General features: G+C 61.5%; 19 protein-coding genes and 2 pseudogenes. 16 read left to right on the top strand and 5 right to left on the bottom strand.

From position 1 onward, the window contains the following. Positions 1-31: 31 nt before the first annotated feature. Both NKI63_RS19400 and NKI63_RS19395 read right to left on the bottom strand, forming a co-directional pair. On the bottom strand, positions 32-1,279 hold the full coding sequence (locus NKI63_RS19400; protein WP_254816387.1) for a polysaccharide biosynthesis/export family protein: 1,248 nt from the start codon (positions 1,277-1,279) through the stop codon (positions 32-34). Positions 1,280-1,450: 171 nt separating this feature from the next. Continuing rightward, entirely contained in the window at positions 1,451-2,128 is a 678-nt protein-coding gene (locus NKI63_RS19395; RefSeq protein ID WP_352479827.1) for a sugar transferase, read from the bottom strand. A 559-nt stretch (positions 2,129-2,687) separates the two neighbouring features. Between NKI63_RS19395 and NKI63_RS19390 the strand changes: the two genes are divergently transcribed. The 8 genes from NKI63_RS19390 to NKI63_RS19355 all read left to right on the top strand — a co-directional run bounded on the left by NKI63_RS19390 (position 2,688) and on the right by NKI63_RS19355 (position 11,499). Continuing rightward, positions 2,688-3,008, top strand: coding sequence for an exopolysaccharide production repressor protein (locus NKI63_RS19390; protein ID WP_352506982.1), 321 nt, complete (start codon positions 2,688-2,690; stop codon positions 3,006-3,008). 454 nt (positions 3,009-3,462) lie between these two features. Further along, the gene (locus tag NKI63_RS19385) at positions 3,463-4,485 is read left to right on the top strand and encodes a glycosyltransferase family 2 protein (RefSeq protein WP_352702495.1); all 1,023 of its coding nucleotides are present in this window, start codon (positions 3,463-3,465) and stop codon (positions 4,483-4,485) included. Positions 4,486-4,754: 269 nt separating this feature from the next. Further along, on the top strand, positions 4,755-5,156 hold the full coding sequence (locus tag NKI63_RS19380) for a hypothetical protein (protein ID WP_352702493.1): 402 nt from the start codon (positions 4,755-4,757) through the stop codon (positions 5,154-5,156). Between the two features lie 131 nt (positions 5,157-5,287). Then, the gene (gene exoK / locus NKI63_RS19375) at positions 5,288-6,154 is read left to right on the top strand and encodes an endo-1,3-1,4-beta-glycanase ExoK (protein ID WP_352702491.1); all 867 of its coding nucleotides are present in this window, start codon (positions 5,288-5,290) and stop codon (positions 6,152-6,154) included. Positions 6,155-6,239: 85 nt separating this feature from the next. Continuing rightward, the gene (locus tag NKI63_RS19370; protein WP_254816094.1) at positions 6,240-7,571 is read left to right on the top strand and encodes a UDP-glucose dehydrogenase family protein; all 1,332 of its coding nucleotides are present in this window, start codon (positions 6,240-6,242) and stop codon (positions 7,569-7,571) included. A gap of 31 nt (positions 7,572-7,602) precedes the next feature. Beyond that, positions 7,603-8,682, top strand: coding sequence for a glycosyltransferase (locus NKI63_RS19365; protein WP_352822909.1), 1,080 nt, complete (start codon positions 7,603-7,605; stop codon positions 8,680-8,682). Positions 8,683-8,869: 187 nt separating this feature from the next. Then, positions 8,870-10,039 (top strand): glycosyltransferase, encoded by a 1,170-nt coding sequence (locus NKI63_RS19360; protein WP_352822907.1) that lies wholly within the window; start codon positions 8,870-8,872, stop codon positions 10,037-10,039. Beyond that, on the top strand, positions 10,036-11,499 hold the full coding sequence (locus NKI63_RS19355; protein ID WP_352479832.1) for a lipopolysaccharide biosynthesis protein: 1,464 nt from the start codon (positions 10,036-10,038) through the stop codon (positions 11,497-11,499). Before NKI63_RS19360 ends, NKI63_RS19355 begins: the two co-directional genes overlap by 4 nt. A gap of 222 nt (positions 11,500-11,721) precedes the next feature. On the opposite strand, the pseudogene NKI63_RS19350 reads toward NKI63_RS19355, so the two are convergent. Further along, positions 11,722-12,774 (bottom strand): annotated as a pseudogene (locus NKI63_RS19350) (polysaccharide pyruvyl transferase family protein); the annotation flags it as partial. 302 nt (positions 12,775-13,076) lie between these two features. On the opposite strand from NKI63_RS19350, the gene NKI63_RS19345 reads away from it, so the two are divergent. The 6 genes from NKI63_RS19345 (at position 13,077) to NKI63_RS19320 (ending at position 20,680) form a co-directional block, all read left to right on the top strand. Then, positions 13,077-14,249, top strand: coding sequence for a glycosyltransferase family protein (locus NKI63_RS19345; protein ID WP_352822904.1), 1,173 nt, complete (start codon positions 13,077-13,079; stop codon positions 14,247-14,249). A gap of 11 nt (positions 14,250-14,260) precedes the next feature. Continuing rightward, complete coding sequence (locus tag NKI63_RS19340; protein ID WP_352822902.1) at positions 14,261-15,253, top strand: glycosyltransferase family 2 protein; 993 nt, start codon at positions 14,261-14,263, stop codon at positions 15,251-15,253. Continuing rightward, complete coding sequence (locus NKI63_RS19335) at positions 15,253-16,203, top strand: glycosyltransferase family 2 protein (RefSeq protein ID WP_352822900.1); 951 nt, start codon at positions 15,253-15,255, stop codon at positions 16,201-16,203. Before NKI63_RS19340 ends, NKI63_RS19335 begins: the two co-directional genes overlap by 1 nt. Beyond that, entirely contained in the window at positions 16,193-17,143 is a 951-nt protein-coding gene (locus NKI63_RS19330) for a glycosyltransferase family 2 protein (RefSeq protein ID WP_352822898.1), read from the top strand. The genes NKI63_RS19335 and NKI63_RS19330 overlap by 11 nt, the downstream gene beginning before the upstream one ends. Before the next feature lie 70 nt (positions 17,144-17,213). Further along, positions 17,214-18,110 (top strand): UTP--glucose-1-phosphate uridylyltransferase, encoded by an 897-nt coding sequence (locus NKI63_RS19325; protein WP_352649782.1) that lies wholly within the window; start codon positions 17,214-17,216, stop codon positions 18,108-18,110. A 149-nt stretch (positions 18,111-18,259) separates the two neighbouring features. Further along, a complete protein-coding gene (locus NKI63_RS19320; protein WP_352649780.1) occupies positions 18,260-20,680 on the top strand; it encodes a polysaccharide biosynthesis tyrosine autokinase in 2,421 nt (806 codons plus the stop codon). 15 nt (positions 20,681-20,695) lie between these two features. Here NKI63_RS19320 and NKI63_RS19315 read toward each other — a convergent pair whose 3' ends face one another. Together NKI63_RS19315 and NKI63_RS19310 are read right to left on the bottom strand one after the other, a co-directional pair. Beyond that, positions 20,696-21,460, bottom strand: coding sequence for a metallophosphoesterase family protein (locus NKI63_RS19315; protein WP_352822895.1), 765 nt, complete (start codon positions 21,458-21,460; stop codon positions 20,696-20,698). Positions 21,461-21,589: 129 nt separating this feature from the next. Beyond that, a complete protein-coding gene (locus NKI63_RS19310) occupies positions 21,590-23,497 on the bottom strand; it encodes a propionyl-CoA synthetase (RefSeq protein ID WP_352822892.1) in 1,908 nt (635 codons plus the stop codon). Between the two features lie 170 nt (positions 23,498-23,667). Between NKI63_RS19310 and NKI63_RS19305 the strand changes: the two are divergent. Both NKI63_RS19305 and NKI63_RS19300 read left to right on the top strand, forming a co-directional pair. Next, positions 23,668-24,192 (top strand): annotated as a pseudogene (locus NKI63_RS19305) (DUF2259 domain-containing protein); the annotation flags it as partial. A gap of 86 nt (positions 24,193-24,278) precedes the next feature. Continuing rightward, positions 24,279-24,464, top strand: coding sequence for a DUF2259 domain-containing protein (locus NKI63_RS19300; protein ID WP_352506971.1), 186 nt, complete (start codon positions 24,279-24,281; stop codon positions 24,462-24,464). Positions 24,465-24,707 lie beyond the last annotated feature (243 nt).

Genomic DNA, 24,707 nt, shown 5'->3' with positions numbered 1-24,707 from the left:
GGGGTTGGTGCTTCGCTCCGGTGGAAAGAAGCTACTGGATGGCCAGGGGCGCCGGTTTGACCTTGATCACGTCCCCTGGCAGCACCGGCGTGTCTTCATCGGCGGTGATTTCGCTGGTCTTGCCGTCGACCACCCGCACCAGGGAAAAAGACAAGGCCGCTGGTTCGTTGTTGCCATAGAATTGCGGCATAGGGCTGCCCGACAAGGCTTCGGACATCAGGGCCTTTTCCATGTTCAGCTTCAGCGTCACCTCGTTGAGATCGGCTTCCGTCTGTTGCCGGTCGGTCGCGAGGCTGGAGTTCTGAGTGTTCTCGAGATCGATGGCGTCCTGGGTGGCCTTGCTGATCGACTGCTTGGCCGTGAGAATCGCCGTTTCGTAATCCAGGATCTGGCCCTCAAGGTCGGCGATGGTTTGCTGCGAGTTCAAAACCCGCGTGTTGACGACCAGGCCCTTTTGCGCCAGCGAGCCGATGCCGTTGAGCTGCTCCTTCGCCAGATCAACCTGCTTCTGCTGGTTGACGATCTTTTTCTGCAGCGAATCGATCTCGCTCTGCAGCAGCGCCTTCAAATCGTCGAGCGCCTGCAAGCGCAGCTTGAGTTTCTTCTGGTCGGCTGCCAGGATCGCCGTCTCATCGGCAACGATGCTGGGCAGCTTCGGATCGTCGGCCACCTCTTTCGGCACCGCGAATGTCGGCTTGTCCGCCAGTTCCGCTTCGATGCGGGCGCGCTTGACGGTCAGCCTGACCAATTGGTCTTGTAGTACGTCGAAATTGCCCTTGGCATTGATCAGGTCGCGATCGTAGCGCTGTCCGCTCTCCGGGGTCCGCCGGGCTCCGCCGGCAATGCTCATCGCTTTCAGCACGGTCAACCCAGGCACACAAGGATACTGGCCAGGCGCTTGCACCTCGCCGGAGATGTAGAATGGCCGGTACTGCGCCATTTCGACGGAAGCCTCCGGCCTGTCGGCCAGAGCGAGCTTGCGCTGCAGCGCCTCGCCGAGCGATGCGGCGATCTCCGAAGTCGTCTTGCCGGATGCGGGCATCTCGCCGACGAAGGGAACCGACAAGGTTCCAGCGGGCCCGACCGTGTATTCTCCATTGATGGCCGACCAGTCGCGGAACGTGCCTTCGACGGTCTGCCATTCCGCCACGCGGATGGTCAGCTTGTCCTGTGCTCCAAGCCGATAGTCGTCGGCGAAGGCAAACTGTGGCAGGGCTAGCGACAGCGTCAGGCCGGTCGCCACTGTAAGGCAAGTCGTCAAAAGTCGTACTCGCCGCATGCGTCTGGAGAGAATGCCGGTGCAAAAAATATCGATTATATCTGCTTTCAACTGAGCGTTTCCGATCTGGTTTGCCCCGCCCGATGAACTGCCGATGCCTGAGTTAGGGGCCTGAGTTTCGGGCCCGAATTCTGGACAGCTGCTCCTCGATGTACGGCCAGCAAGCGGCCGTCAGTAGCAGCCTCGCGACATCCAGACCGCAGGTACGGTCTTGATGATGATGCGAATGTCTTCGAACATCGACCAGTTCTCGACATAGTGCCTGTCGAACGCGACGCGGCTGTCGTAGGAAACGTCGTTGCGTCCGCTGACCTGCCATAGCCCGGTCAGGCCGGGGCGCGATTTCAGGTAATAGACGGCCGAATTGCCATAAATCTCCAGCTCGTCGCGCACCACGGGACGAGGCCCGACCAGGCTCATATCCCCCTGCAGGATGTTGATGATCTGCGGCAACTCATCGAGGCTGAGCTTCCTCAGCACCGCTCCGACGCGGGTGATCCGCGGGTCGTTCTTCAGCTTGCGGGTCGCGATCCATTCGGCGCTGGCCTCCGGATTCGCGGCGAGATAGGCAGCAAGCACCCGCTCGCCGTCTGGAACCATGGTGCGGAACTTGAGGCACGGAAAAATCCGTCCTCCGCGGCCGATCCGGCTATGACCATAGAAAATCGGCCCGCCATCGGAAAACTTGACAAGCAGCGCTATCATCACGAACAGCGGGCTGAGAGCGACCAGGCCGATCAGCGAACCGGCAATATCGAAGCTGCGTTTGAGCAGGCCGCCGATCGGTGGCGGAAAATCGACACCGGCCTGCGAAAAATCCGCATCGGCCGGCTTGGCTACGTCCCTCATGCGTAAACTCCATACGTTGAACGGATGGTTTACCGCACGATACCAAAAAAATGCTGCAGCGCAACACACAATTTCCCAGACGGCTGTAATAGTCGCGTCATGAACTGACTAAATAATAAACTCGTCCTGCACAAAATTTCGCCTTTATGTCGCAAAAGAGACGGATTGTGGGCAATTTTGGAAAAGCTAGTCCAATTTTGAGGCTGATTGTAGGCGAATCGCTCATTATACCCTGTTGTGGAGCTTTGTCGTCATTTAGAATTTCGAAATAACGACTGATGTTGTGATAAAATACTAGTCGATATCATAAATCTTACTGGAGCGAGTCGATATCCGGCAATCAGTGGTGATGCCGACGTGTGCATTGCACCATGGCAGAGTCGATCCCGAGGATTCGTTTAAAATTTATTCCGCAGCTGCCCTTGCCGGCTATTGCGCGGCTCAATAGAGTTGCAAATTGTTTCTGTCGGACTAATGGACAGATTGGGCTAGGCCGGAAGCAACCGGCCAGAAGCGGGCAACCTAAATAAGCTCGCAGAGTTTAAGGGAGGTGCTCGGGGTGGGCTTGTCGACATTTTTTCCCGAGCCGGTGGATGGGCTATCGGGTATGTCACTGCCAAAGTTCATTATCGGAATGTGTTTTGCGCTGGCGATCGTGATCGTCTGGTCCTATTTGGGCGGCGCCTCGCTCGGTACGACGCTGTTTCGCGTCATCGGCTGTGCCATAGTCATCCAAATGGGTTATTTTCTACTGGTCTTTGCCATGGTCGCCAGAAATGCCCCGACCCCGGCCGACAAAATTCGCGACGCTGAACGAAAGCTGAGTTCGAACGAGGCGGCCGAAGGCGAGAAATTCAGCGCAAGGAGAGGCCTTCACTGATTTCGGGCCTGGCCGGGTCTGCGATGTCCATGTGACCTATGGTTAAGCTCGCCGGTCCTCTGACGAATTGCTCGCCTCGACAACACCGGCAGTCGGCATTCCTGTTCTTTCGTTTCCTTGACACTGCGGGCCTCGACGCGCTCGCTCCGCCCCGCCGCAGTCCGGTCGGCCAGGACCAGCAACTGGTTTTCCGCCAGTCGAGCGCTCTGATGGAGCGTGTAGGAACGGCTCTGCCAAGCGGCGCATTTCTGGAGCCATCCCGATTGAGGCTCGCCGCCTGCCCAGCCGGGCCATGACACCCAGCAAAATGAAAAACTGGACGGCGCCGATGATTTTGGCGATGCTTGCTTCGCACTTGCAGCATAGGCGTTTGGGCCGATGCATTTCAGGTTGGGCGGTGGGTCATTGAGCTGTCGGGCGAGGAAATCCGCAACGACTTCTGCAATCGAGAGGCATGTCCATGACATCATTCCAGGTCTGCGTGATCATCGCCGCCCGCAATGCGGCGCGGACAATCCCGGCTGCCATTGCATCGGCATTACGCGAACCTGAGGTTGCGGAAGTTGTCGTCGTCGATGACGCGTCCACCGACGATACGGCGAAAGTCGCCCACGCAGCCGGCGACGGCACGGGCCGCCTGTCCGTCATCCGCTTCGACGTCAATCGCGGCCCCTCCTTTGCACGCAACGCCGCGATAGCCGGTTCCAGGTCGCCGTTCATCAGCATTCTGGACGCTGATGATTTCTTTTTCGAAGGCAGGTTTCACAGACTGTTCGCCAGCACCGATTGGGATTTCGCCGCAGACAACATCATGCTTGTCAGGGATGACGCGGCAACCGACGTTTCGAAAATCGTTGCTCCACCGTTCTCGCCCGAGCCGGAATTCCTCGATTTCGAGGGCTTCGTCGATGGCAATATCTCCAGGCGCCGCGTGCAACGAGGGGAACTGGGCTTCCTCAAGCCAGTGATCAGCCGCGCCTTCCTCGATCGGCATGGGCTGCGCTACGACGAGAAGCTGCGCCTGGGTGAAGACTATGAACTCTATGCGCGCGCGGTTGCCCATGGCGCGCGCTTCAAGGTCATCAAATCCTGTGGCTACGGCGCGATCGTGCGCGCCGATTCGCTGAGCGGACTGCACAAGACCCAGGACCTGAAGCATCTGGCCGATGCCGACCTGGCACTGCTTGCGATCGACAGTTTGCCGGAGGCATCGAAGGCTGCGCTGAGAAGGCACGAGCGGCACATCCGCGACAAATACCGGCTGCGGAAGTTTTTAGACGTGAAGGCTGAGCGCGGGTTGGCACCGGCCGCGGCCTACGCCTTGGCCGGCTCGTCCAACCTCACAGCCGTCGTCCGCGGCGTTGCCTCCGACAAGCTGGATGCGCTGTTTCGCCGCGCTGGCCTCGCCGCGAAGCGTCAGCATGTGCCGCCGCTGCGCTTCCTCATGGCCGGAACCAGCACGGCCAGCGATAGCTAGGCCCGTCAACGTGCGATGGCAGTAGCCACTCCGTTACCCTTAGGTCGGCTCGCACCATTTCAACGAGATTCATGAGTTTACGATCTAGGTGGTTGCCTATGGGCGCCGGGAATGGCAATCTATGTTGCGGTGCAGCAATTGTGGACGGCCAACGGAACTGGCCCGAGACATACCCTGTCGGAGGAGCTGGACGATGCAAGAAATGTCTTTTGAATGTGGACGGGCTCTAAGGCCGTTCACCAGCTCGACGATGACGGGGCGCTGACTACATGGCCTCGATCTTTCGCTTCCGATCGAGAGATCCGGCGCGCGACACGCAGACCGACACCTCGCGCCTCGATCGCTTGGCAAAGCTGCTGGACCAGGTCGCGGCCGAAATCGAGGCGGAGAAGAGCGGACTTGAGAACCGCTACAGGACAACGGCCACCAATGCCGCCTTTCTGGTCGAGGCGATGGAGAACGGTTCGGTCTCCTCGCGCAGGTCTTCCGAAGTCGGCGAACTGACCAGGTCGATTCTGAATTGCGAGCGGCGCATCGCAGCGCTGTCGCGCCAGATGCAGATGATGAAGGATCTCCGTCATTCGCTGGATGAAATCTTCGAGCCGAAGCGGCAGAACGGTCCCGACATGAGGACTGATTTTGTGAAGCCCGCCGATTCCGGCACAGGCTGAGCGAACACCCGGGTCGGCGCAATGGTTTAGGCACAACACGGAGCTTGGGAGCGACAGAGGTCAAGATCAGGTTGTTTCGTCACGGTTCGAACGATCGCTTTGGGGGCGCATAGCACAAGGTGAGTTTTGATATGAATGCAGATCTTAAAAGCACGTCCGCCCCGGCACCCCGCGGCACCCCGTTCACGCGCCCGATCCCAGGCAAGCTGCGGCCGCTCCGTTCAGACGGCGCGTTTCTGCTGATCGTTCTCGTCAGTCTGGTTGCGGGCCTGGTGCCCGTCCGTGCCCAGGATCTGCCAACCGCGCCGTCTTTTGTCGATGATTTCACCAGCCTCAGTCGCGCGCGCTGGTACATTTCCGACGGCTGGACGAACGGCAAGCATCAGAACTGCACCTGGTCCAAAAGCCTGATCGGGCTTTCCGACGGCATGCTGACGCTCGGTTTCGAGAAGCGCAAGCTGAAGGATCGCGAATTCGCCTGCGCCGAGATCCAGACCAAGCAGCGCTTCGGCTACGGCACCTACGAGGCGCGGATGAAGACCGACACGGGCTCCGGCGTCAACGCGGCATTCTTCAGCTTCGTCGGCGATGCCGACAAGCAGCCGCATGATGAAATCGACTTCGAGGTGCTGACCAAGGACACGTCCAAGGTTCAGGTCAACGCCTACATAGCCGGCAAAGGCAAGAACGAGAAACTGGTCGACGTCGCCGGCGGCACCGACAAGGCCTTCAACGACTACGCCTTCGTCTGGGAAAAGGACCGGCTGCGCTGGTACGTCAACGGCAAGCTTGTCCATGAGATCACCGATCCGGCGAAGCTGCCCACCCATTCGCAAAGGATCTATTTCAGCCTGTGGGGCAGCGATACGATGAAGGGCTGGATGGGGCCGTTCTCGGATCCGGGCCGCAAGCTCACCATGCAGGTGGATCGCGTTGCATTCACCGCACTCGGCCAGCCCTGCCAATTCCCGGAATCGCTGGCATGCAACACAAACTAGAAGCGCATCTGAACCGGCCGGGCCGAAGGTGGTCGGAAAACCGAAGCTTGAACAGGCCCGAAGCCTTGAACAGGAATGAAACCGAATGAATTTGACTGTCTTTGGAATCGGCTATGTCGGTCTTGTACAGGCGGCGGTGCTTGCCGAAGTCGGCCACCAGGTGGTCTGTGTCGACATCGATGCAAAAAAGGTCGAACGGCTCAACCAAGGCCATGTCCCGATCTTCGAGCCCGGTCTCGAAAATATGGTCAAGGAGAACCATGCCGCCGGCCGCATCAAGTTCACCACCGACGCCGCCGCGGCGATCAAGCATGGCCAGATCCAGATGATCGCCGTCGGCACGCCGCCGGGCGAGGATGGTTCGGCAGACCTCAAATATGTGCTGGCCGTCGCCGAGGCCATCGGTCGTGAGATGGACGCGCCCAAGATCGTCGTCGGCAAGTCGACCGTGCCGGTCGGCACCTGCGAAAGAATAAAGGCCAGGATCGCCGAGACGCTGAAGGCGCGCGGGCGCGAGGATCTGGTTTTCGACGTCGCCTCCAATCCGGAATTCCTCAAGGAAGGGTCCGCTGTGAGCGACTGCATGAAGCCCGACCGCATCATCGTCGGCACCAGCAACGAGGACACCGAGGCGGTGATGCGCGAGCTCTACGCGCCGTTCAACCGCAACCACGAAAAGATGATCGTGATGGACGTGCGCAGTGCCGAGTTCACCAAATACGCGGCCAATTGCATGCTGGCGACCAAGATAAGCTTCATGAATGAAATGGCCAACCTGGCCGAGCAACTGGGCGCCGACATCGAGGAGGTCCGCAAGGGCATCGGCAGCGACCCGCGGATCGGCTACCACTTCATCTATCCGGGCCTCGGCTATGGCGGCTCGTGCTTCCCGAAGGATGTGCGTGCCCTGATCAAGACCGCCGAGGCCGTCAAGTTCGACGCCAAGCTGCTGCGTGCCGTCGAGGAGCGCAACAACCAGCAGAAGTCGGTCTTGTTCGAGAAGGTGCACCGCTATTTCAAGGGCAATCTCAAAGGCAAGACCTTTGCGCTGTGGGGCCTGGCCTTCAAACCCAATACCGACGACATGCGCGAGGCCCCGGCCCGCACGCTGATGGAAGCGCTCTGGGCCGCCGGTGCCAATGTCCAGGCCTATGATCCGGAGGCGATGCAGGAATGCCAGGCGATCTACGGGCTGCGCGACGACCTGCAACTGTGCGGCACCAAGGAGGCCGCGCTGCGAGGCGCCGACGCGCTCTTGATCGTGACCGAGTGGAAGAGTTTCAGCGCGCCGTCCTTCGATGCATTGAAGAACGCGCTGACCAGGCCCGTCATCTTCGACGGACGCAATCTCTACGACCCCAAGGTCATCGCCCGCCACGGCATCGAATACCACAGCATCGGCAGAATGGCGGCGTGACGCTAGGGCGGTCCAGCAAGGAGCCAGGTCCATGAAAGTTCTGTTTGCAGGCGGCAACGGCTACACACCGCAGTTCAGCGGTGGCGTTCAGTCGAGCACGCACCATCTGGTCGAGCAGCTGCGCGAGCACGGTCATGACGCCTCGGTGCTGGCGGCGCTGTTCGGTGACGGCATGTTCGGTTTCAAGGCGCGCGCCAAGATGAAGCTCCTTCGCCAGCGCGCGGTCATCGACAGCTATCCCGGCTATCTTGTCGTGCGGGCGTGGTTTCCCTGGGAGGCGGCCCGCTTCGCCGTCGAACGGCTCGATCCCGATGTCGCCGTCGTGCAGTGCCACAAATCGGTGCCGATCGGAAAGGCGCTGCAGGCGCTCGGCGTGCCGCTGGTGGTCTATCTGCGGAACGTCGAATTCCACGAATTGGCCGGCGACCTGCGCGAATTGCATTCGGCGCTTTATATCGCCAACTCCGAATTCACCGCGCGCACCTATAAGGAAAAGTTCGGCATCGACTCGACCGTAATCCCGCCGACCATCAATCCCGGGCTCTACAGCACGCCGACCACCGGTGAATTCGTCACGCTGATCAATCCTTACAATGAAAAAGGGTTCGAACTCGCCGTGCGCATCGCCGGCCAATGCCCCGAAATCCCGTTCCTGTTCGTCGAAAGCTGGAAGCTCGACGACGACCACCGGGCGCAGATCGAACGGATCATCGCGCCGCTACGCAACGTCAGGCTGGAAAGCCGCACCAGCGACATGAAGACCGTCTATGGCCGCACCAAGATCCTGCTGGCGCCCAGCAAATGGGAAGAAGCTTGGGGGCGGGTGGCATCCGAGGCCCATTGCAGCGGCATTCCAGTCGTCGGATCCCGCCGCGGCGGCCTGCCGGAAGCGATTGGCGCCGGCGGCGTGGTGCTCGACTATGACGCACCGCTCGACGACTGGGTCGCCGCGGTCAGGCGACTATGGAGCGACAAGGCCGAGTACGACCGTCTGTCCGCGGCGGCGCAGCTGTTTTCGGAGCGGCCGCAAATGAACCCCGACAGCCAGTTCGCGACTTTTCTCGGCGTTCTCGACCGCGCCAGGCAAGGCGCGCTGGAGCGTGCCGCCTGATGCATTTCGTCCAATATCGTTTATGTCGCCCAACAGCCTGCTTTTGCGCCTGACCGGGGTGTGAGCGGCTTTGGGACAACAACGTGCACAACACCAGACGCTTGAAGCGCCTCGCACGGCGGCGACGGGCGTCAGCCCTCATCCGTGCGAGCAGATCACCGACCGGCCTCGAAAGATCGTCCATTCGATGAAGATTTGCTTCGTAGTTGATAAGTTCCCCTCTTTGTCGGAGACCTTCGTCCTTGACCAGATAGAAGGGTGCCTCGAGCGCGGCATGCAAGTCGGCGTCGTCTGCAACGAGACGTCCTTCGGCAAGGACAGCAACACCGACGATCGCCGCTGGCAGGCTCTCCCTGGCAAGGTCGTCTGCTGGTGGGGCGGGCTGGGGCGCTTTCGCCCGACGCTCAGGAAATGGTCGGGCAGGTTCTGGGATAAGCTCTCGACCGCCGTCGACATCGCTTTTGCGCGCAAATTGCAGAACGCCGATGTGATCGTCGCGCATTTCGGCAATAACGGCATGCGCGTCGCCCGCGCCATGAAACGAGGCCGGATTTCCGCTCCTTTGGTGACCATATTCCACGGCCGCGATGTGGGGGAACCGCTGCATGACAACACGCTCACGCGCTACAAGGTTGTCTTCGACAAGGGCGTTCTCCAGCTCCCGGTGAACGCGTTTTTCCGCGATGCCCTGATCGGCGTCGGAGCACCCCCGGCGCAAGTCATGGTTCACCATATGGGCGTGCGGCCCGGTGAGATCGGCTACCATTGGCGTTCCTGGGAACGGGACACACTGTCCTTCATCTCGGTCTGCCGGCTGACCGAAAAGAAGGGCATCGAATTCGCCCTTCGGGCGCTCGCCAGCCTGCAGCGGCGCGACTGGGTCTATTCGGTGATTGGCGGCGGCGAATTGCTGGAAGAGTTGAAGAAGCTCGCCGCAAATCTCGGCATTGCCGACCGGGTGACTTTCCTCGGGCCGCGTCCGCACGCCGAGGTCAAGCAGCGCCTGCGTGATGCCCACGTATTCCTGTTGCCGAGCGTTACCGCGCGAGACGGCGATCTCGAGGGTATTCCGGTCGCGTTGATGGAGGCTATGGCCGCCGGGCTGATCGTCGTCAGCACCTATCACTCGGGCATTCCCGAACTGATCGAGGACCAGGAGACAGGCTTCCTCGCACCGGAGCGAGACGTTGCGGCGTTGGCCCGCAAGCTTGTCTGGGTGGCCGAGAACCCGGACAAATGCGAGCGCATCGCACGTGCGGCGCGCCGTAAGATCGAGCAGGATTTCAACGCGGACGTGCTCAACGAACGTTTTGCGCAGATCGTTGCCCAGCTGGCCGAAGCCGGACGCCCGGCATGAACGCCAACCCGCCCCCCCAGTTCGGTCGTGTCGCCCTGCGCGGCGGCGTGGTGACGATCGGCGCGCAAGGCTTCAAGATGGCGATCCAGTTTCTCTCCGTCATCGTGCTTGCGCGTCTGCTCGTGCCCGAGGATTTCGGCCTGGTGGCTTCCGTCGGTCCGATCGTGGCCTTTGTGGGGCTGCTTCAAAACCTTGGCCTGCAGCAGGCTGTGGTCCAGCGCAAGGATATCAGCACGGAGCAGCTCAACCAGGTGTTCTGGATCAGTGCGTTGGTTGGGCTGGGCAGTGCCGCGATGGTGGCATGCCTGGCGCCCGCCATCGCCGCCTTCTACGGCGATCAACGCATGGTCGGGATCACCATCGGCTCTGCCTTGCCGCTGCTGCTTGGCAGCCTCGCCGCGGTGCCGCTGGCGCTGATGAACCGTCACTTGCGCTTTGGCCAGCTCGCGCTGAACGACGTGATTACCGCCGCTGCCGGACTTGCGACTACCGCAATCGCCGCCTATGCGGGACTGGGCTATTGGTCGCTGGTCATCGGCCCGGCGGTATCGGCTGTTGTCGCGCTGGCCGCGGCATGGCAGGTGGCGCGCTGGACGCCGTCTCGGCCGGACCTGAAGGTCGATACCGACATATTGTCCTTCGGCGCCAATCTGACCGGCTTCAATCTGGCCAACTTCTTCTCGCGCAATCTCGACAACATCCTGATCGGAAAATATTCGGGCGCGATCGAGCTCGGCTATTATGACCGCGCCTACAAGCTCCTGCTGTTTCCGCTGCAGAACATCAACCAGCCACTGACACGCGTGATGGTGCCGCTGCTGAGCCGCATCCATGAGGACAAGGCGCGGTTTCGCGACATCTATGTGCGAACCAACTGGATGCTGGCGGCCGTCACCATGCCCGGCATCGCGGCGCTGACGCTGACGTCGGACCAGGTGGTGGGGCTTCTCTTCGGCGAGCGCTGGGCGGCGGTGGCGCCGATTTTCGCCTGGCTGGGCATCGCCAGCCTGATCCAGTCCGTCTCGAGCACCACGGGATGGATCTTCATCTGCCAGGGCAAGACCAAGACCATGTTCCACTGGGGCATCTACTCGTCGCTGACGACGGTCGCCGCCTTCATCATCGGATTGCACTGGGGGGCCGTCGGTGTCGCGGCGGCCTATGCAATCAGCGGCTATGTGCTGCGCGTCCCGGTGCTCGCCGTCCTGGTCCACCGGGTCGGCCCGGTGACCGCAGCCGACTTCCTGATCATGCAGGGGCTTTTCATCGCATCGTCGCTGCTTGCCTGGTCCGTGTACCGCGAGTTGCCGGCATCGCTGACCGGTCAGTCAGACCTGCTCGCGGTGGTCCTGGCGGTTGCCCTCAACTATTCGATCGGCCTGGTCCTCATGCTTGCCCTTCGCCAATCGCGCAGCGCCCTGTTCACCACGCTTTCCAGCGCCATGCGTAACGCCCGCTAGGCGAGCGATCACCGGCCTCAAAAGCTCACCTGCCGACATCGCCGACGCATGCTCCTCAAGCACTGCCTGAAGGCTCGTCCTGCGATAGAGGTCGAGATTGGCGGTAAGTCTGCCGAGCTTCTCGCTCGCTTCCTCGGGCGTCACCGTATCGATGTCGAGCAGCAGGTCGGCGACGCCGATCCGCTTGGCAAGTTCCTTGGTCTTGAATTCATAGGCGATCGGCAGCACCGGCGTGCCGACGCAGAGCGACATGATCATCATGTGCATGCGTGTTGCGACGACAAAGTCGAAGCCTTTCACCAGGGCCATCAATTGCTCCGGCGTGTGGAACGAAGCGTCCACGCTGACATGTTCGGCGATCTCCGGATCGAGTTCGGCAACGATAGCCCGCGCCGTCTTGGAATCGTCATGGGCGTATTCCGGCACGCCCTGGCAGGTGGAGACGAAGGTGACCTCCTTGGCGTGGTCCCTGACGAGGATAGTCGCGATCTCGCGGATCGAGTCGATGTAGCGGCGCATGCCGCCCTCGCCGTCGCTGACATAGTTCCAGTGACGGACGGAAATGGCGACGCGGCCGGTGACGGTCGCCGACTGGCCGGAGGCCAGAATTTTTCCGATCCTGTCAGTGTCGGCCAGGGCAAAGACGGCGTCGGCCACGACGTGGCATTTGCCGGGGTTTTTCACCATGTCCACAATGTGGCCCCGCGAACGTTCGTCGCGCAGCAGGATGAGCGGGCTCCGGTCGAAGATCGGGCTCAACTCCTGGCGATTGTAACTTTTGTTGAACGGGCCGAGCGATTGTGTGAAGAAGACCGGGTCCTTGCCCAGAATCGCGTCGATCCTGAATTGATTGAGGCGCCGCTCCAGATTGTAGGTCTCGACGAGATAGGTTCCGCCTGTCGTGACCACGAGATCGGCGTCTTTGTAGATCTCGAGACCACGGCGATTGCTTGAGCTGAACAAACGCCCGACAACGCCGCGGATGCCGAACCGCCGCAGGGCATTGAGGACGAGCCGATTGTAGATCGGCTTGAACAGGTTCTTCAGCCCGCTGCCGTATTTGTAGCGGAACAGCGATTCCGACAACAGCTTGTGGAATTCGAGGTCCGGATAGTCCTTCTTCGTGTAGAGCCTCGCCGCCACCTCCGGCTGGCTGTCGAAGACGTAGAACTGGATATCGTCCTGCACGATCGTCTTGAAAACATGGCGAATCGCCAGGAGAATCGCTGCATCCCCGGTATTCAGGCAGACGGTGTTTTCAACCGCGATCTTCATGGAATGACCTCATTTCGTGAGTAGTCCCGTGCTTCCATCGACGGGCGCGAAGGGGCGAATTGCAGGCGGGTTGGCCGAAAATGCTGCACGCCAAGGATGGTCCTCGCGTCGTGATTATTGGCGCGCAGTCCGATGGCAGGCCAGCGCGCGGTCCATGCGGCCCAAGCAGAGCGAGATTAACCCATCGATTTTGCAGTGCAACAAAAAACGTGGATCTTTGCTACGCTGCAACCAAAAATGTTGCGATGCAGCAAGAGGTGTACTAGCATCGTCGCGGGCGGGCCAACAGCGGTCGAGTTTTCATGCTGCATGTCTTGTACTTGGTACACGACGTCTCCGACCCGGCAGTGCGCCGGCGGATCATAATGCTCAAGGCAGGCGGCGCCCAGGTTACGCTGGCGGGCTTTCGTCGTACGGCAAGCGCAGTTGCTGATGTCGAGGGCTTGCAGCCGGTCGATCTCGGCCCGACTCGTGATGGCCGATTCGCCCAACGTCTGGCCGCGATCATGAAGGCGGTGGTCTCGACCGGCTCGAAGCTGGGCTCAATGCCACGGCCCGACCTCATTATCGCGCGCAATCTGGAAATGCTGGCGCTTGCCCGCCGCGCCAGGTCGGCTTTCCAGGCAACAGTGCCGATCGTCTACGAGTGCCTGGACATCCATCGCCTGCTGCTTCGCGACGATCCGCTGGGCTGGGCGATGCGCGGTGCGGAACGCTTCCTGGCCAAGGATGTGAAGCTTCTGGTGACCAGCTCTCCGGCCTTCATCGCCAACTATTTCAAGCCGTTCGGACAGGTTGCCGCCCCGGTCGAACTGCTCGAAAACAAGCATTTCGAGCCGGCCGCAGCTTCGCTGGATGACCGCATTACGGCGGAGAATCCCGTTGCGCCGCCGTGGCGAATCGGCTGGTTCGGTGCGCTCCGCTGCCGTCGCTCCCTGGAGCTTCTGGCCGAATTTTCGCGACGCCTCGACGGCCGCTTTGAAATCGTCCTCAGAGGCCGGCCGGCGCTGTCCGAATTTCCCGATTTCCATGGTTTTGTTCAATCGGAACCCTGGCTGTCGTTTGGCGGGCCCTACCGCAATCCCGAGGACATGGCGGCGATCTACCACGAGGTTCACTTTTCCTGGGCCATCGACTTTTTTGAGCAGGGCCTGAACTCCGAATGGTTGCTGCCCAACCGGCTCTATGAGGGCTGCCGCTTCGGAGCCGTGCCGATTTCGATGGGAACCACCGAAACCGGCCGGTTCCTCGACCGACAAGGCATCGGGGTTCTTTTGTCAGAAGCCACGCCCGAGGCGCTCGAAGCCGCCGTCGGCACGATGGAGCAGCATCGGTTCGAGACATTGAGGGCGCGTGTTCTCGCCCGCAATCCGCGCACCTGGAGCCACGACCGCGCCGATTGCCGGGCGTTTGTCGAAAAGCTCCGCGGGCTGACTGCGGCTCCCGGCCCATATGCTGCCGAAGCATTGGCATAGAAGGACTGCCGATGACGCAAACCGACATTCCATCCTGCATGATCGTGGTTCCATGCCTGAACGAAGCGGCCCATATCGGCGCATTGCTTCGAGAGCTTCGCCCTGCGGCCGAGAGGCTGGGCGCCGTGATCATCGTTGCCGATGGCGGCAGTACCGACGGCACCAGGACGATCGTCGCGGATATCGCCGCAAAAGATCAGCGGGTTACCCTGCTGCACAATGAAAAGCGCTTGCAGAGCGCGGCGATCAATCTCGCCGTCGCCAGATTCGGGGAAGGCGTCGACTATCTCATTCGCATCGATGCGCACGGCGGCTATCCCGCGGATTATTGCGACCGGCTGATCGAAGAAGCGCAGACCACCGGCGCGGATTCGGTCGTCGTCTCGATGCTGACCAGTGGCAGCGGCATGGTTCAGAAAGCAGCGGCAGCGGCGCAGAATTCCAGGCTCGGCACCGGCGGCTCCAAGCACCGGCACCTTTCGGCGGGGGAGTGGGTCGATCATGGCCACCATGCGCTGATGCGGATATCGGCCTTCACCGCGGTCGGCGGCTATGACGAGACGTTCAGCCACAATGAGGATGCCGAACTCGACTATCGGCTCCGCCAGGCCGGCTACCGCATCTGGATGACCGGCAAGACGCAGATGGTCTACTACCCGCGCTCCTCGCTGAAGGGCCTCTATTTTCAGTATCTCGGCTATGGCCGTGGTCGGGCGAAGAACGTTCTCAAGCACCGCATGATCCCGAAGATCCGGCAAATGGTGCCGCTTCTGGTGTTCCCCGTGGTTCTTCTCGCCGCCTTTTCCTTCGTCCACTGGCTGGCGGCCGTGCCGCTTTTGCTATGGGCGTCGGTCTGCCTCGGCTACGGCTTTTGGACCGCCGTTAGCCGGCGCAAACCCGACATTGCGCTTGCCGGGGTCTCGGCAATGGTTATGCATTTCGGCTGGTCGGTCGGTTTCTGGCTGCAACTGCTCGCACCGCGACCGCAGCGCGAGGTAGCGTGATGGACCCGGTCAGGAAAAATCGAAGCATCGATATCTGCATCTGCACATTTCGCCGGCCGGAGCTTGCCGACACGCTTCGCTCCATAGCGGCCATGGATATGCCCGTGGGATTCGACGTCGGTGTCATCATTGCGGACAACGACGATACGCCGACGGCCGAAACGCTGGTCGCCAGGCTGTCGGGGGAGTTGAAGCTGCCGGTAACCTACCGCCACGCTCCGGCCCGCAACATCTCGATCGCGCGCAACGCTTGCCTCGATGCAAGTGCGATGGATTTCGTCGCCTTTATCGACGACGACGAGACGGCCACCGCCGGCTGGCTTGCCGAACTGGTGGCGACGGCGGAAGCAACTGGTGCTGCGGCCGTTCTCGGGCCGGTGCGGGCCCGTTACCGGCCGGATGCGCCCGACTGGATGCGCGAGGGCGATTTCCACTCGACCCTGCCGGTCTGGGTCCGCGGCGAGATCCGCACCGGCTATACCTGCAACGTCCTGCTCAGGATTGGGGCTGAGAGCCTGCGCGGCCGGCGCTTCAGCCTGGCACGTGGCCAGACCGGCGGCGAAGATACGGAATTCTTCGACCAGATGGTCAAGGCCGGCGGCCGCATCGCCTTTTCGCCGGAGGCTTGGGTCGACGAAGCGGTGCCACCTGCCAGGGCGGCATTCGACTGGCTCGGCCGCCGCCGGTTCCGCGTCGGGCAGACGCACGGTCATCTTCTGGGGCGCAATGTACACGGCCTTGCCCGGCTCAAGCAGGTCGGCATTGCCGCGGCAAAGGCCGCCTACAGTTTCCTGTCGGCAATTCCGGTCGCCATCGACCCCGTGCGCCGGAACCGCAGCCTGCTTCGCGGCATTATGCATGTCGGCGTCGTCAGCGGCCTCGTCGGGGTTCGTGAAATTCGCCAATACGGTCTGTCTTCGCCGCAGCAAGGGGGCAAGCGTGCAGCCTGACGTGAGCTTCGTGATTGCCGCCTACAATGCCGAGGCGACCATCGATCGGGCGATCGCCAGCGCCATTGCCCAGCGCAATGTCAGCGTCGAGGTCATCGTCGTCGACGACGGGTCGGCCGACCGGACGCTCGATCTGGCGAGATCCTACCCCGAAGGCATCGTACGCGTGGTCGCGCTTGAGCAAAACCGTGGCCCCGGCGGCGCCAGGAACGCCGGCCTTGAACTTGCCCGCGGCAGGTGGGTCGCGGTCCTCGATTCCGACGACGCGGTCTATCCCGGGCGAATCTGCACCATGATCGAACGCGCGGAGAAGGCGGGCGCCGAGATCGCGGTCGATAATCTGCAGGTCGTTCGCGAGGATGGCGTTGCCGAAGAGACGATGTTCCCGGCCGACTATCTGGAAGGGCTCGGTGAAATCTCGCTGGCGGATTACATCGCCGGCAATGTGGTCTTCGAATCGAGATTCAATCTCGGCTATCTCAAGCCGATCTTCCAGCGCCGGTTCCTGAACGAAAACGGGCTCCGCTACGATGAAAGCTTGATCATCGGCGAAGACTATATCCTCCTGGCCAATGCTCTGGCCAAAGGCGGCAAATGCGTGGTCGAACCGACGACGGGCTATGTCTACCACATCCGCACCGGCTCCATTTCCCGGGTGCTGGAGCTTCATCACGTCGAGGCGATGCGCAGGGCCGATGCCATCTTCGCGAGAACCCATTCCATGGATGCTGCGGCCGCGGCGGCGTTTGCCAGGCGCGCTCGCAGCCTGCGGCGGGCGGCGTCATTCCTGTCGCTGGTTCAGCACATCAAGGCGCGGTCCCCGCTCAAGGCGATATGGACGGCGCTCAGCGATCCGGCGGCGGTTCGGCATATGAGCATGCCGATCGCCGTCCGGCTGCGAAGGGTAGCGGCACAGTTTGCCGTAGTGGCGGGGAGGTGAAGGGCTGCGGGCGAATGAAGATAGTTTTCGCCGCCTGCGACGGGTTGAAATCGATCAGAAGGAATATGCAATGAAGAAAGTCAGGAAGGCAGTCATACCGGTGGCAGGGCTTGGAACGCGGTTCCTGCCGGCGACCAAATCCATGCCGAAGGAAATGCTGCCGGTGGTCGACAGGCCTGTCGTGCAATATGCGGTGGATGAGGCGTTCGAGGCAGGCATCGAGCACATCGTCTTCGTTACCGGCCGCAACAAGGCGGTGATCGAGGACTATTTCGACCTGCATCCTGAACTGATCGGAACCCTGGAGCAGAGCGGCAAGAAGGCGCAGCTTGAAGCGCTCGAAAGCCTGCTTCCCGTCGCCGGCGCGACGAGTTTCATCCGCCAGCAGTCGCCGCAGGGCCTCGGCCATGCCGTGTGGTGCGCGCGCGAAGTCATCGGCGACGAGCCCTTTGCATTGCTTTTGCCCGACATGGTGTCCTTTGGCGGGCGCGGCTGTCTCGCCGAAGTCGCCGATCTTTATGCACAGACCGGCGCAAACGTCATCGCCGTCGAGCGCTGCGACCCGACCGAGACCAGCAAATACGGCATTGTCGGCCGCGGCGCGGATGTCGGCACTGGCTTCGAGGTGACGGCCATGGTCGAAAAGCCGGCTCCGGCCAACGCCCCGTCGAACTTTTACATCAACGGCCGCTACATCCTGCAGCCCGAGATATTCTCGCTGCTGGGCAGCCAGCAACGCGGCGCCGGCAACGAGATCCAGCTGACCGACGCGATGGTGCGCCTCGCACAGACGCAAGCCTTCTTCGCCCAGCCTTTCGACGGCCGCATGTTCGACTGCGGTTCGAAGGAGGGCTTTATCCAGGCCAATATCGCTTTCGCGCTGGCGCGGGAGGACATGAAGGGCCAGATCTTCGATATGCTGCAGGAATTCGTCCGGTCGCACCAGCGTCGGGAAGAAGCCGCATAATGTCCTTTTTTTTGAGGCATTGTGGGTGCGGCTGATGACGCAGGACAGGCCGTTGCGCCGCGCGTAACGCGCACTGTCCGGCGCAAGGTTTGCACCCTATGTCCCGACCTTCGAGGCGGTAGCGCCTGCAAACTAGAATTGGACCGAAGATGAACTATGCCAATTTTCCTGTCGAGAAGAGGACGCCATTGCCGGCTTCGAGTGCGGCAAACGCCGAAGACTTCATCGACATCGAGCGCCTGCTTGGCATGGCCGCACGGCAGGCGAAAGTGGTTGCCGCCTGTGCCGTCATCGGTCTCTTTCTCGGCGTCCTCTACTTGCAGACGACGCCTCCTACCTATGTGGCGACGAGCAGCGTGCTGATCGACGAAGGATTGAACAAGGTCGTCGACGACATTTCGGCGGCGTCGGTCAGCATGCAGACCGACTCCGCCGTTCTGAGCCAGATCGAAATTCTGCAGTCGGCCAGGCTGGCGGGGGTGGTCGTCGACAAGCTGAAGCTCGATCAGAACGACGCTTTCATGAACCCTCCGACGTCGGCTCTGTCGAAGGTCGCAGGCTTTGTACGCGGTATCATCCAGTCTGTCCGCCCCAAGCGCGCCGCTAGCACGACCGACGTCACTCAGCTTGATGCTGCGACGCGTGACGCGATCACCGCATCGTCGTCGCCCCGCGACTACGCAATCTTCAAACTGCAGAACCAACTCGACGCCGAGCGGATCGGCCGAAGCTTTGTCATCAGCATCTCCTTCCAGGCGACGGATCCGGCGCTTGCGACCGCCATCACCAAGGCCTATGCCGACGCCTATCTCGCCGATCAGCTCGATGCCAGCTTCGACGCGACCGAGCGGGCGGCGGTCTGGCTGCAAGGCCGGCTGACCGAGCTTCGTGAGAGCTCCCAGGCGGCCGCACTGGCGGTCGAAAAGTTCAGGGCCGAACATGGATTGGCCGTCAATGACGGCCAGCTGATCAGCGACAAGCAACTGTCCGATCTCAACACCCAGCTGATCGTCGCGCAGGCCGATACCGCACGTGCCGGCGCCCGTTATCAGCAGTACAAGTCGATCGTCGAAAGCGGCTCGGACAATGCGTTCAAGGACGCTGCGATATCGAACGACCAGCCGAGCAGCTCGGTCATTACGACGCTGAAGAACCGCTATCTCACCGTCGCCAAGCGGCAGCAGGATGTCGAAGCCAATTTCGGCCCGCAACATCCGCAGGCCGTCGCGCTCGCCAAGGAGAAGGCCGACATATCGGCGCAGATTTTCGGCGAGCTGAAGCAGCTCACCGAAAGCTACCGCAACGAATACGAGGTCGCTCTGGCGCGCGAGACCGCGCTCCGCGCAAATGTCGCCTTGGCGGCAGGCAAGAGCTCCATCGACAACCAGTCGCAGGTCAAGTTGCGTGAACTGGACCAGAAGGCGACGGCGCTCTCGACGCTCTATCAGACATTCCTGAACCGCTATGAGGAGGCTGCACAGCAGCAATCCTTCCCGGTCGGCAAAATCCGGGTCATCTCTGATGCGACGATGCCGCAGTCGGCCGCAACCCCGCGGACGGCCATCGTGCTGGGGCTTTCGCTGGCGCTTGGCATAATGATGGGGGCCGGGGTTGGCGGCCTGAATGAATTCAGGGAACGGTTCTTCAGGACCGGCGAGGATGTGCGCGACCGCGTCGGCCTCAAATTCCTCGGCTACCTGCCGGTCATCGGCAAGGCTGGGAAGGACGATCAGCGCGACGACGGTCAGCCCGACGTCAAGGCCGCCGAAACCAGGACCGCCAAGTCCTCCAAATCCCAGTCCTCCAAAACATTGTCGGCAGCCGAAAAACGTGCGCGCATGCGGGTAACCGTCGATGCACCGGCGTCAATGTTCTCCGAGACGCTGCGCAACGCCAAGATCGCCTTCGATGTCGTGATGGAAGGCCAGGGCAGCCGGGTCATTGGTGTGATCTCGGTGCTGCCCGGCGAAGGCAAGTCGACGGTTGCCGCCAATCTTGCCGGGCTGCTTGCCGCCAACGGATCGAAAACGCTGCTGATCGACGGTGACCTGCGCAACCCCGGCCTCAGCCGCAGCCTTGGCATGGAGGCCGAGCAAGGCCTGATGGAAGCAGTGGTGAGCGGGCGGACCTGGCAGTCGGTCGGCAAGATCGACCGGCAGACCAAGCTGGCGATCATCCCGGCCGTCCTGCGTGGCCATTTTTCGCACACCAGCGAGCTTCTGTCTTCGGCCGGCATGCGGCGCTTCATTGACAATGCCAAGGAAACTTTCGAATACATCATCGTCGATCTGCCGCCGCTCGGGCCAGTCGTCGACGCCAAGGCCTTCGCCCCGCTTGTCGATGGTTTCGTGCTGGTCGCCGAGTGGGGACGCACGCCGCGGGCAATGGTGCAGTCCGTGCTGAGCTCAGAACCCTATATCGCCAAGAAGATCGTCGGCGCGGTTCTGAACAAGGTCGAATTGAAGAAACTGGCCAAGTATGGCTCGATCGGCGGCTCCGAAAGATTCTTCGACAAATATTCGAGCTATTATCTGGAAAAATCGGAAGCGCGCACAAAGGCGGCCGCCTGAGCGACGATATCGCGCTCAGGAAAATATCAGCCTGGCGCGTTTGTCGGCGATCCTGACTGCGGTCAGCCGGCCGCTTTGGAAGGCGCCCGTGTCGATGCCAAGCCGGCGTCCCTCGAGCTTCGGAAACTCGACCGGCGTATGCCCGTGCACCACATAGCGGTCAAGAAGATGCGCGGCTTCGAAGAACTCCGAGCGGATGTTGAGCAGGTCGTCCTCGTCTTGTGCGGCGAGGTCGATGCCCGGCCTGATGCCGGCATGAACGAATACGAATCTCGCCGAACAGACCATGACCGGCAGCGCACGCATGAAACTGACGTGGTCGGCGGGAATGATCTCCCGAATGCGCCCGTCGACCTCCTCGTTTGAACCGTAGAGATCGGCCATGCGGTCCGGGTCGACGCCGTAGGAAAACAGCGTTTGCAGGCCGCCTATCGCCAGCCACGACTCTCTCGAAATGATCCCGTCGAGATAGTTCAGCATCACGACTTCGTGGTTACCGGCAAGGCAGATACGCTGGAAGCCTTGGAGTGGCGGCGCCAGCAGATGATCGAGCACGCGCGCCGACTGCGGGCCACGATCGACGTAGTCGCCAAGCATGATAATGAGCTTGCGCCCCTCGAAAGACGCAGAATCGAGCAGGATGTTCTGCTCCAGGGAGCGAAGCTCCTTATAGCAGCCATGCACGTCGCCGATCGCATAGACGACTGAGTCCCGGATATCGATCTCGAGCCGCTGGCGCGCCGCGGTCCGGGTGTTTCTCGATCGCTGGAACAAGGTCACGAATGGCGTCCCGTATGGCTATGAATGCGCCTCGATCTCGAAACAACATGGCGACGCAGCGCGTGGATACCATGTCTGGCACCGGTCGTTCCATACCGGAGCTTCGAACGCAACTCGGCTTCGGCGTTCTTACAGGCCGATCCCGCGGCCCTTCAGTGCTGCGGTGATCTCGTCGAGGATGGTGGGGTCGTCGATCGTCGCCGGCATGGCCCATTCCTCCTTGTCGGCGATCTTCTGCATGGTGCCGCGCAGGATCTTGCCGGAGCGCGTCTTCGGCAGGCGCTTGATCGTCACTACCGTCTTGAAGGCTGCGACAGGGCCGATCCGTTCGCGCACCAGCGTGACCACCTCGCTCTCGATGATCCCTGCATCGCGGTCGACGCCCGCATTCAGCACGACGAAGCCGAGTGGAACCTGGCCCTTCATCGCATCGGCAATGCCGACGACGGCGCATTCGGCAACGTCGGGATGCGCGGCCAGCACCTCCTCCATGGCGCCGGTCGAGAGCCGGTGGCCGGCGACATTGATGATGTCGTCAGTGCGGGCCATGACATAGAGATAACCGTCCTCGTCCATCATGCCGGCATCCGCGGTCTTGTAGAAGCCGGGGAATTCCTCGAGATAGGCTTGGCGAAACCGCTCGTCGGCATTCCACAGCGTCGGCAGGCAGCCGGGGGGCAACGGCAATTTCACCACGACATTGCCAAGCGCACCACGCTTGACCTCATGCCCGGCATCGTCGAGCACGCGGATGTCATAGCCGGGCATCGGCACGCCGGGCGAGCCGTATTTGACCGGCAGCAGGCCCAGTCCGGCGGGGTTGATGGTCATCGGCGAGCCGGTCTCGGTTTGCCACCAATGGTCGATCACCGGCACATTCAATTTCTGCTCCGCCCATTTGATGGTTTCCGGATCGGCGCGCTCGCCGGCGAGGAACAAAGTACGAAATTTGGACAGGTCGTATTTCGGGACGAATTCGCCCTTCGGGTCCTGTCCTTTGATGGCGCGGAAGGCGGTTGGCGCGGTGAACAGCGCGACGACGCCGTGCTCGGCAATCACCCGCCAATAGGTGCCGGCATCGGGCGTGCCGACCGGCTTGCCCTCGAACAGCACGGTCGTGCAGCCATGCAGCAGCGGGCCGTAGACGATGTAGGAATGGCCGACCACCCAGCCGACATCGGAAGCCGCCCAAAACACTTCGCCCGGCTTGACGCCGAACTCGTTTTCCATCGACCATTTCAGCGCGACCATATGGCCGCCATTGTCGCGCACGATGCCTTTCGGCTGGCCGGTCGTGCCCGACGTGTAGATGATGTAGAGCGGATCGGTGGCAAGCACCGGAACACAGTCGACATTGGCGCCGGCGGCCCGCTCACGCGCCACGGCGTCGGCATAGTCGATATCGTGATTTTCCCTGAGCTCGCAGCGCAATTGGTCGCGCTGCAGGATGAGGCAGGCTTCGGGCTGGTGCCGCGACATCTCGATCGCTTTGTCAAGCAGCGGTTTATAGGCAACGACGCGCCCTGGCTCCAGGCCGCAGGAAGCGGAGATGATCAGCTTCGGCTTGGCGTCGTCGATGCGGGTGGCGAGCTCATGCGAGGCAAAGCCGCCGAAGACCACCGAATGTACGGCGCCGATCCGCGCACAGGCAAGCATGGCGAAGGCTGCTTCCGGCACCATCGGCATGTAGATGATGACGCGATCGCCCTTTTGGATGCCGCGATTCTTGAGCACCGAGGTCAGCGCGACCACCTCGCGCTTCAACTCGGCATAGGTGAATTTTCTGATTGTGCCCGAAATCGCGCTGTCATGAATCAACGCGATCTGGTCGGCACGGCCGCCCGCCACGTGGCGGTCGACGGCATTGAAGCAGGTGTTGCAGGAAGCGCCGTTGAACCACCGGCCATAGACGCCGGCATTGGCGTCGAACACGGTCTCGAAGGGCGAGAACCAGTCGATAGCGCCCGCGGCATCGGCCCAAAACTTTTCCGGGTCGCGTTTCCAGCCGTCATAGATCTCGTGGTAGCGTGACGCCATCCAGCTTCCTCCCCAGGAATGTTTGCTGTCCTTGAAATAGCGTATGCTGGTTTGTGTAACCATGTATTTGTGCGTTTCGTTTGCTGTCGTTCTAACTTGGCCGCAAGTGCGGGTCATGGTGGTCTGGGGGCCGGTATCGTTCGAATTTTCGGCATTAGGGGCAGGGCGCGATGAAATTGCGATATGAGCTTGGGTTTGCCGCGGTTGCGACGCTGGCGGTGGTGCTCGCTTCAGCTGCTCAGGCAGGCGACGCGGCGGCTCGGCGCGTCATCGGCTTTTCGCCAGACGGCGACTACTTCGCCTTCGAACAGTACGGCACGCTCGATGCCGGTGCTTCGGATTCGGGCTGGTCGGAGATCGACATCATCGACACCCGCACCGATCAGTTCGTCGGCGGCAAGCCGATCCTCGTCGTCGACGAGACGGAGGATTCGACGCTGACACTTGCGCAGGCAAGGGCACAGGCCGCGGAGCAGGCGGCGCCCTTGCTGGCCAAGTATTACATAGCGCCGCGTGGCGAGCGGACTGCCTTGGACAGGTTCACCTTTCCCGACGACATGGTCGCCTACAACGACATTGCGCGCCTCGAGCAGGTTTCGCAACAATGGCTTTCGCCGACCTATGACGAGCTTGGCATCTCGACCATTCAGCTCGAGCAGATTCTTGCCGATAGCACGGCGGATTGTTCAGCGAGTTTCGACGGGGCACAGCAGGGCGAGATGACCGGCAAGGCGCTCGGCTTTCGCCTGACGCTGCAGGCCAGGACGGCCATCCGATCAAGGTGTTGCACGAGGACAGGACTGTACCCGGTTCGAGGAATTGCCCGACCTCCTATAGCCTGTCGGAATCCTACACCTTCACCCCAGACGGCAAAGCGGGCGTGGTTGTCGTGCTCGTGCAGCGCTTCAGCCAGGGATTTGAAGGGCGTGACCGCCGTTTTCTCGCCGTGACAGGCCAGGTGCACTGAGGCAACGCGCACGGAAGTAGTCCGCTACCCGAGTTGTTGTCCCTAAAGCGGGAGGGCAGCGAGCATAAGTCCGACCCCGCCGACGATCAGCAAGGCGGCTGCCAGCATCTTTCCATGGCGCTCGAAACCCGTCGGCGCCCGATCCCAATTGTAACGCATGATCGAACTCCCCAAACCCGCAGATTCTTTATCTTACGCAGGGTGAGGAGGGCAACTGTCTGACGGTACGCGGCGTTGCCGATG

Origin of the sequence: Mesorhizobium sp. M0410, assembly GCF_040321435.1 — a bacterium.
Taxonomy (GTDB): Bacteria; Pseudomonadota; Alphaproteobacteria; order Rhizobiales; family Rhizobiaceae; genus Mesorhizobium.
This window is presented reverse-complemented; position numbering and strand designations above follow the sequence as displayed.

Bases quoted from the DNA above. Each gene is read 5' to 3' on its own strand.
- NKI63_RS19400 (WP_254816387.1), bottom strand. From the start codon at position 1,279: ATGCGGCGAGTACGACTTTTGACGACTTGCCTTACAGTGGCGACCGGC.
- NKI63_RS19395 (WP_352479827.1), bottom strand. From the start codon at position 2,128: ATGAGGGACGTAGCCAAGCCGGCCGATGCGGATTTTTCGCAGGCCGGT.
- NKI63_RS19385 (WP_352702495.1), top strand. From the start codon at position 3,463: ATGTCCATGACATCATTCCAGGTCTGCGTGATCATCGCCGCCCGCAAT.
- NKI63_RS19380 (WP_352702493.1), top strand. From the start codon at position 4,755: ATGGCCTCGATCTTTCGCTTCCGATCGAGAGATCCGGCGCGCGACACG.
- exoK (WP_352702491.1), top strand. From the start codon at position 5,288: ATGAATGCAGATCTTAAAAGCACGTCCGCCCCGGCACCCCGCGGCACC.
- NKI63_RS19370 (WP_254816094.1), top strand. From the start codon at position 6,240: ATGAATTTGACTGTCTTTGGAATCGGCTATGTCGGTCTTGTACAGGCG.
- NKI63_RS19365 (WP_352822909.1), top strand. From the start codon at position 7,603: ATGAAAGTTCTGTTTGCAGGCGGCAACGGCTACACACCGCAGTTCAGC.
- NKI63_RS19360 (WP_352822907.1), top strand. From the start codon at position 8,870: ATGAAGATTTGCTTCGTAGTTGATAAGTTCCCCTCTTTGTCGGAGACC.
- NKI63_RS19355 (WP_352479832.1), top strand. From the start codon at position 10,036: ATGAACGCCAACCCGCCCCCCCAGTTCGGTCGTGTCGCCCTGCGCGGC.
- NKI63_RS19345 (WP_352822904.1), top strand. From the start codon at position 13,077: ATGCTGCATGTCTTGTACTTGGTACACGACGTCTCCGACCCGGCAGTG.
- NKI63_RS19340 (WP_352822902.1), top strand. From the start codon at position 14,261: ATGACGCAAACCGACATTCCATCCTGCATGATCGTGGTTCCATGCCTG.
- NKI63_RS19335 (WP_352822900.1), top strand. From the start codon at position 15,253: ATGGACCCGGTCAGGAAAAATCGAAGCATCGATATCTGCATCTGCACA.
- NKI63_RS19325 (WP_352649782.1), top strand. From the start codon at position 17,214: ATGAAGAAAGTCAGGAAGGCAGTCATACCGGTGGCAGGGCTTGGAACG.
- NKI63_RS19320 (WP_352649780.1), top strand. From the start codon at position 18,260: ATGAACTATGCCAATTTTCCTGTCGAGAAGAGGACGCCATTGCCGGCT.
- NKI63_RS19310 (WP_352822892.1), bottom strand. From the start codon at position 23,497: ATGGCGTCACGCTACCACGAGATCTATGACGGCTGGAAACGCGACCCG.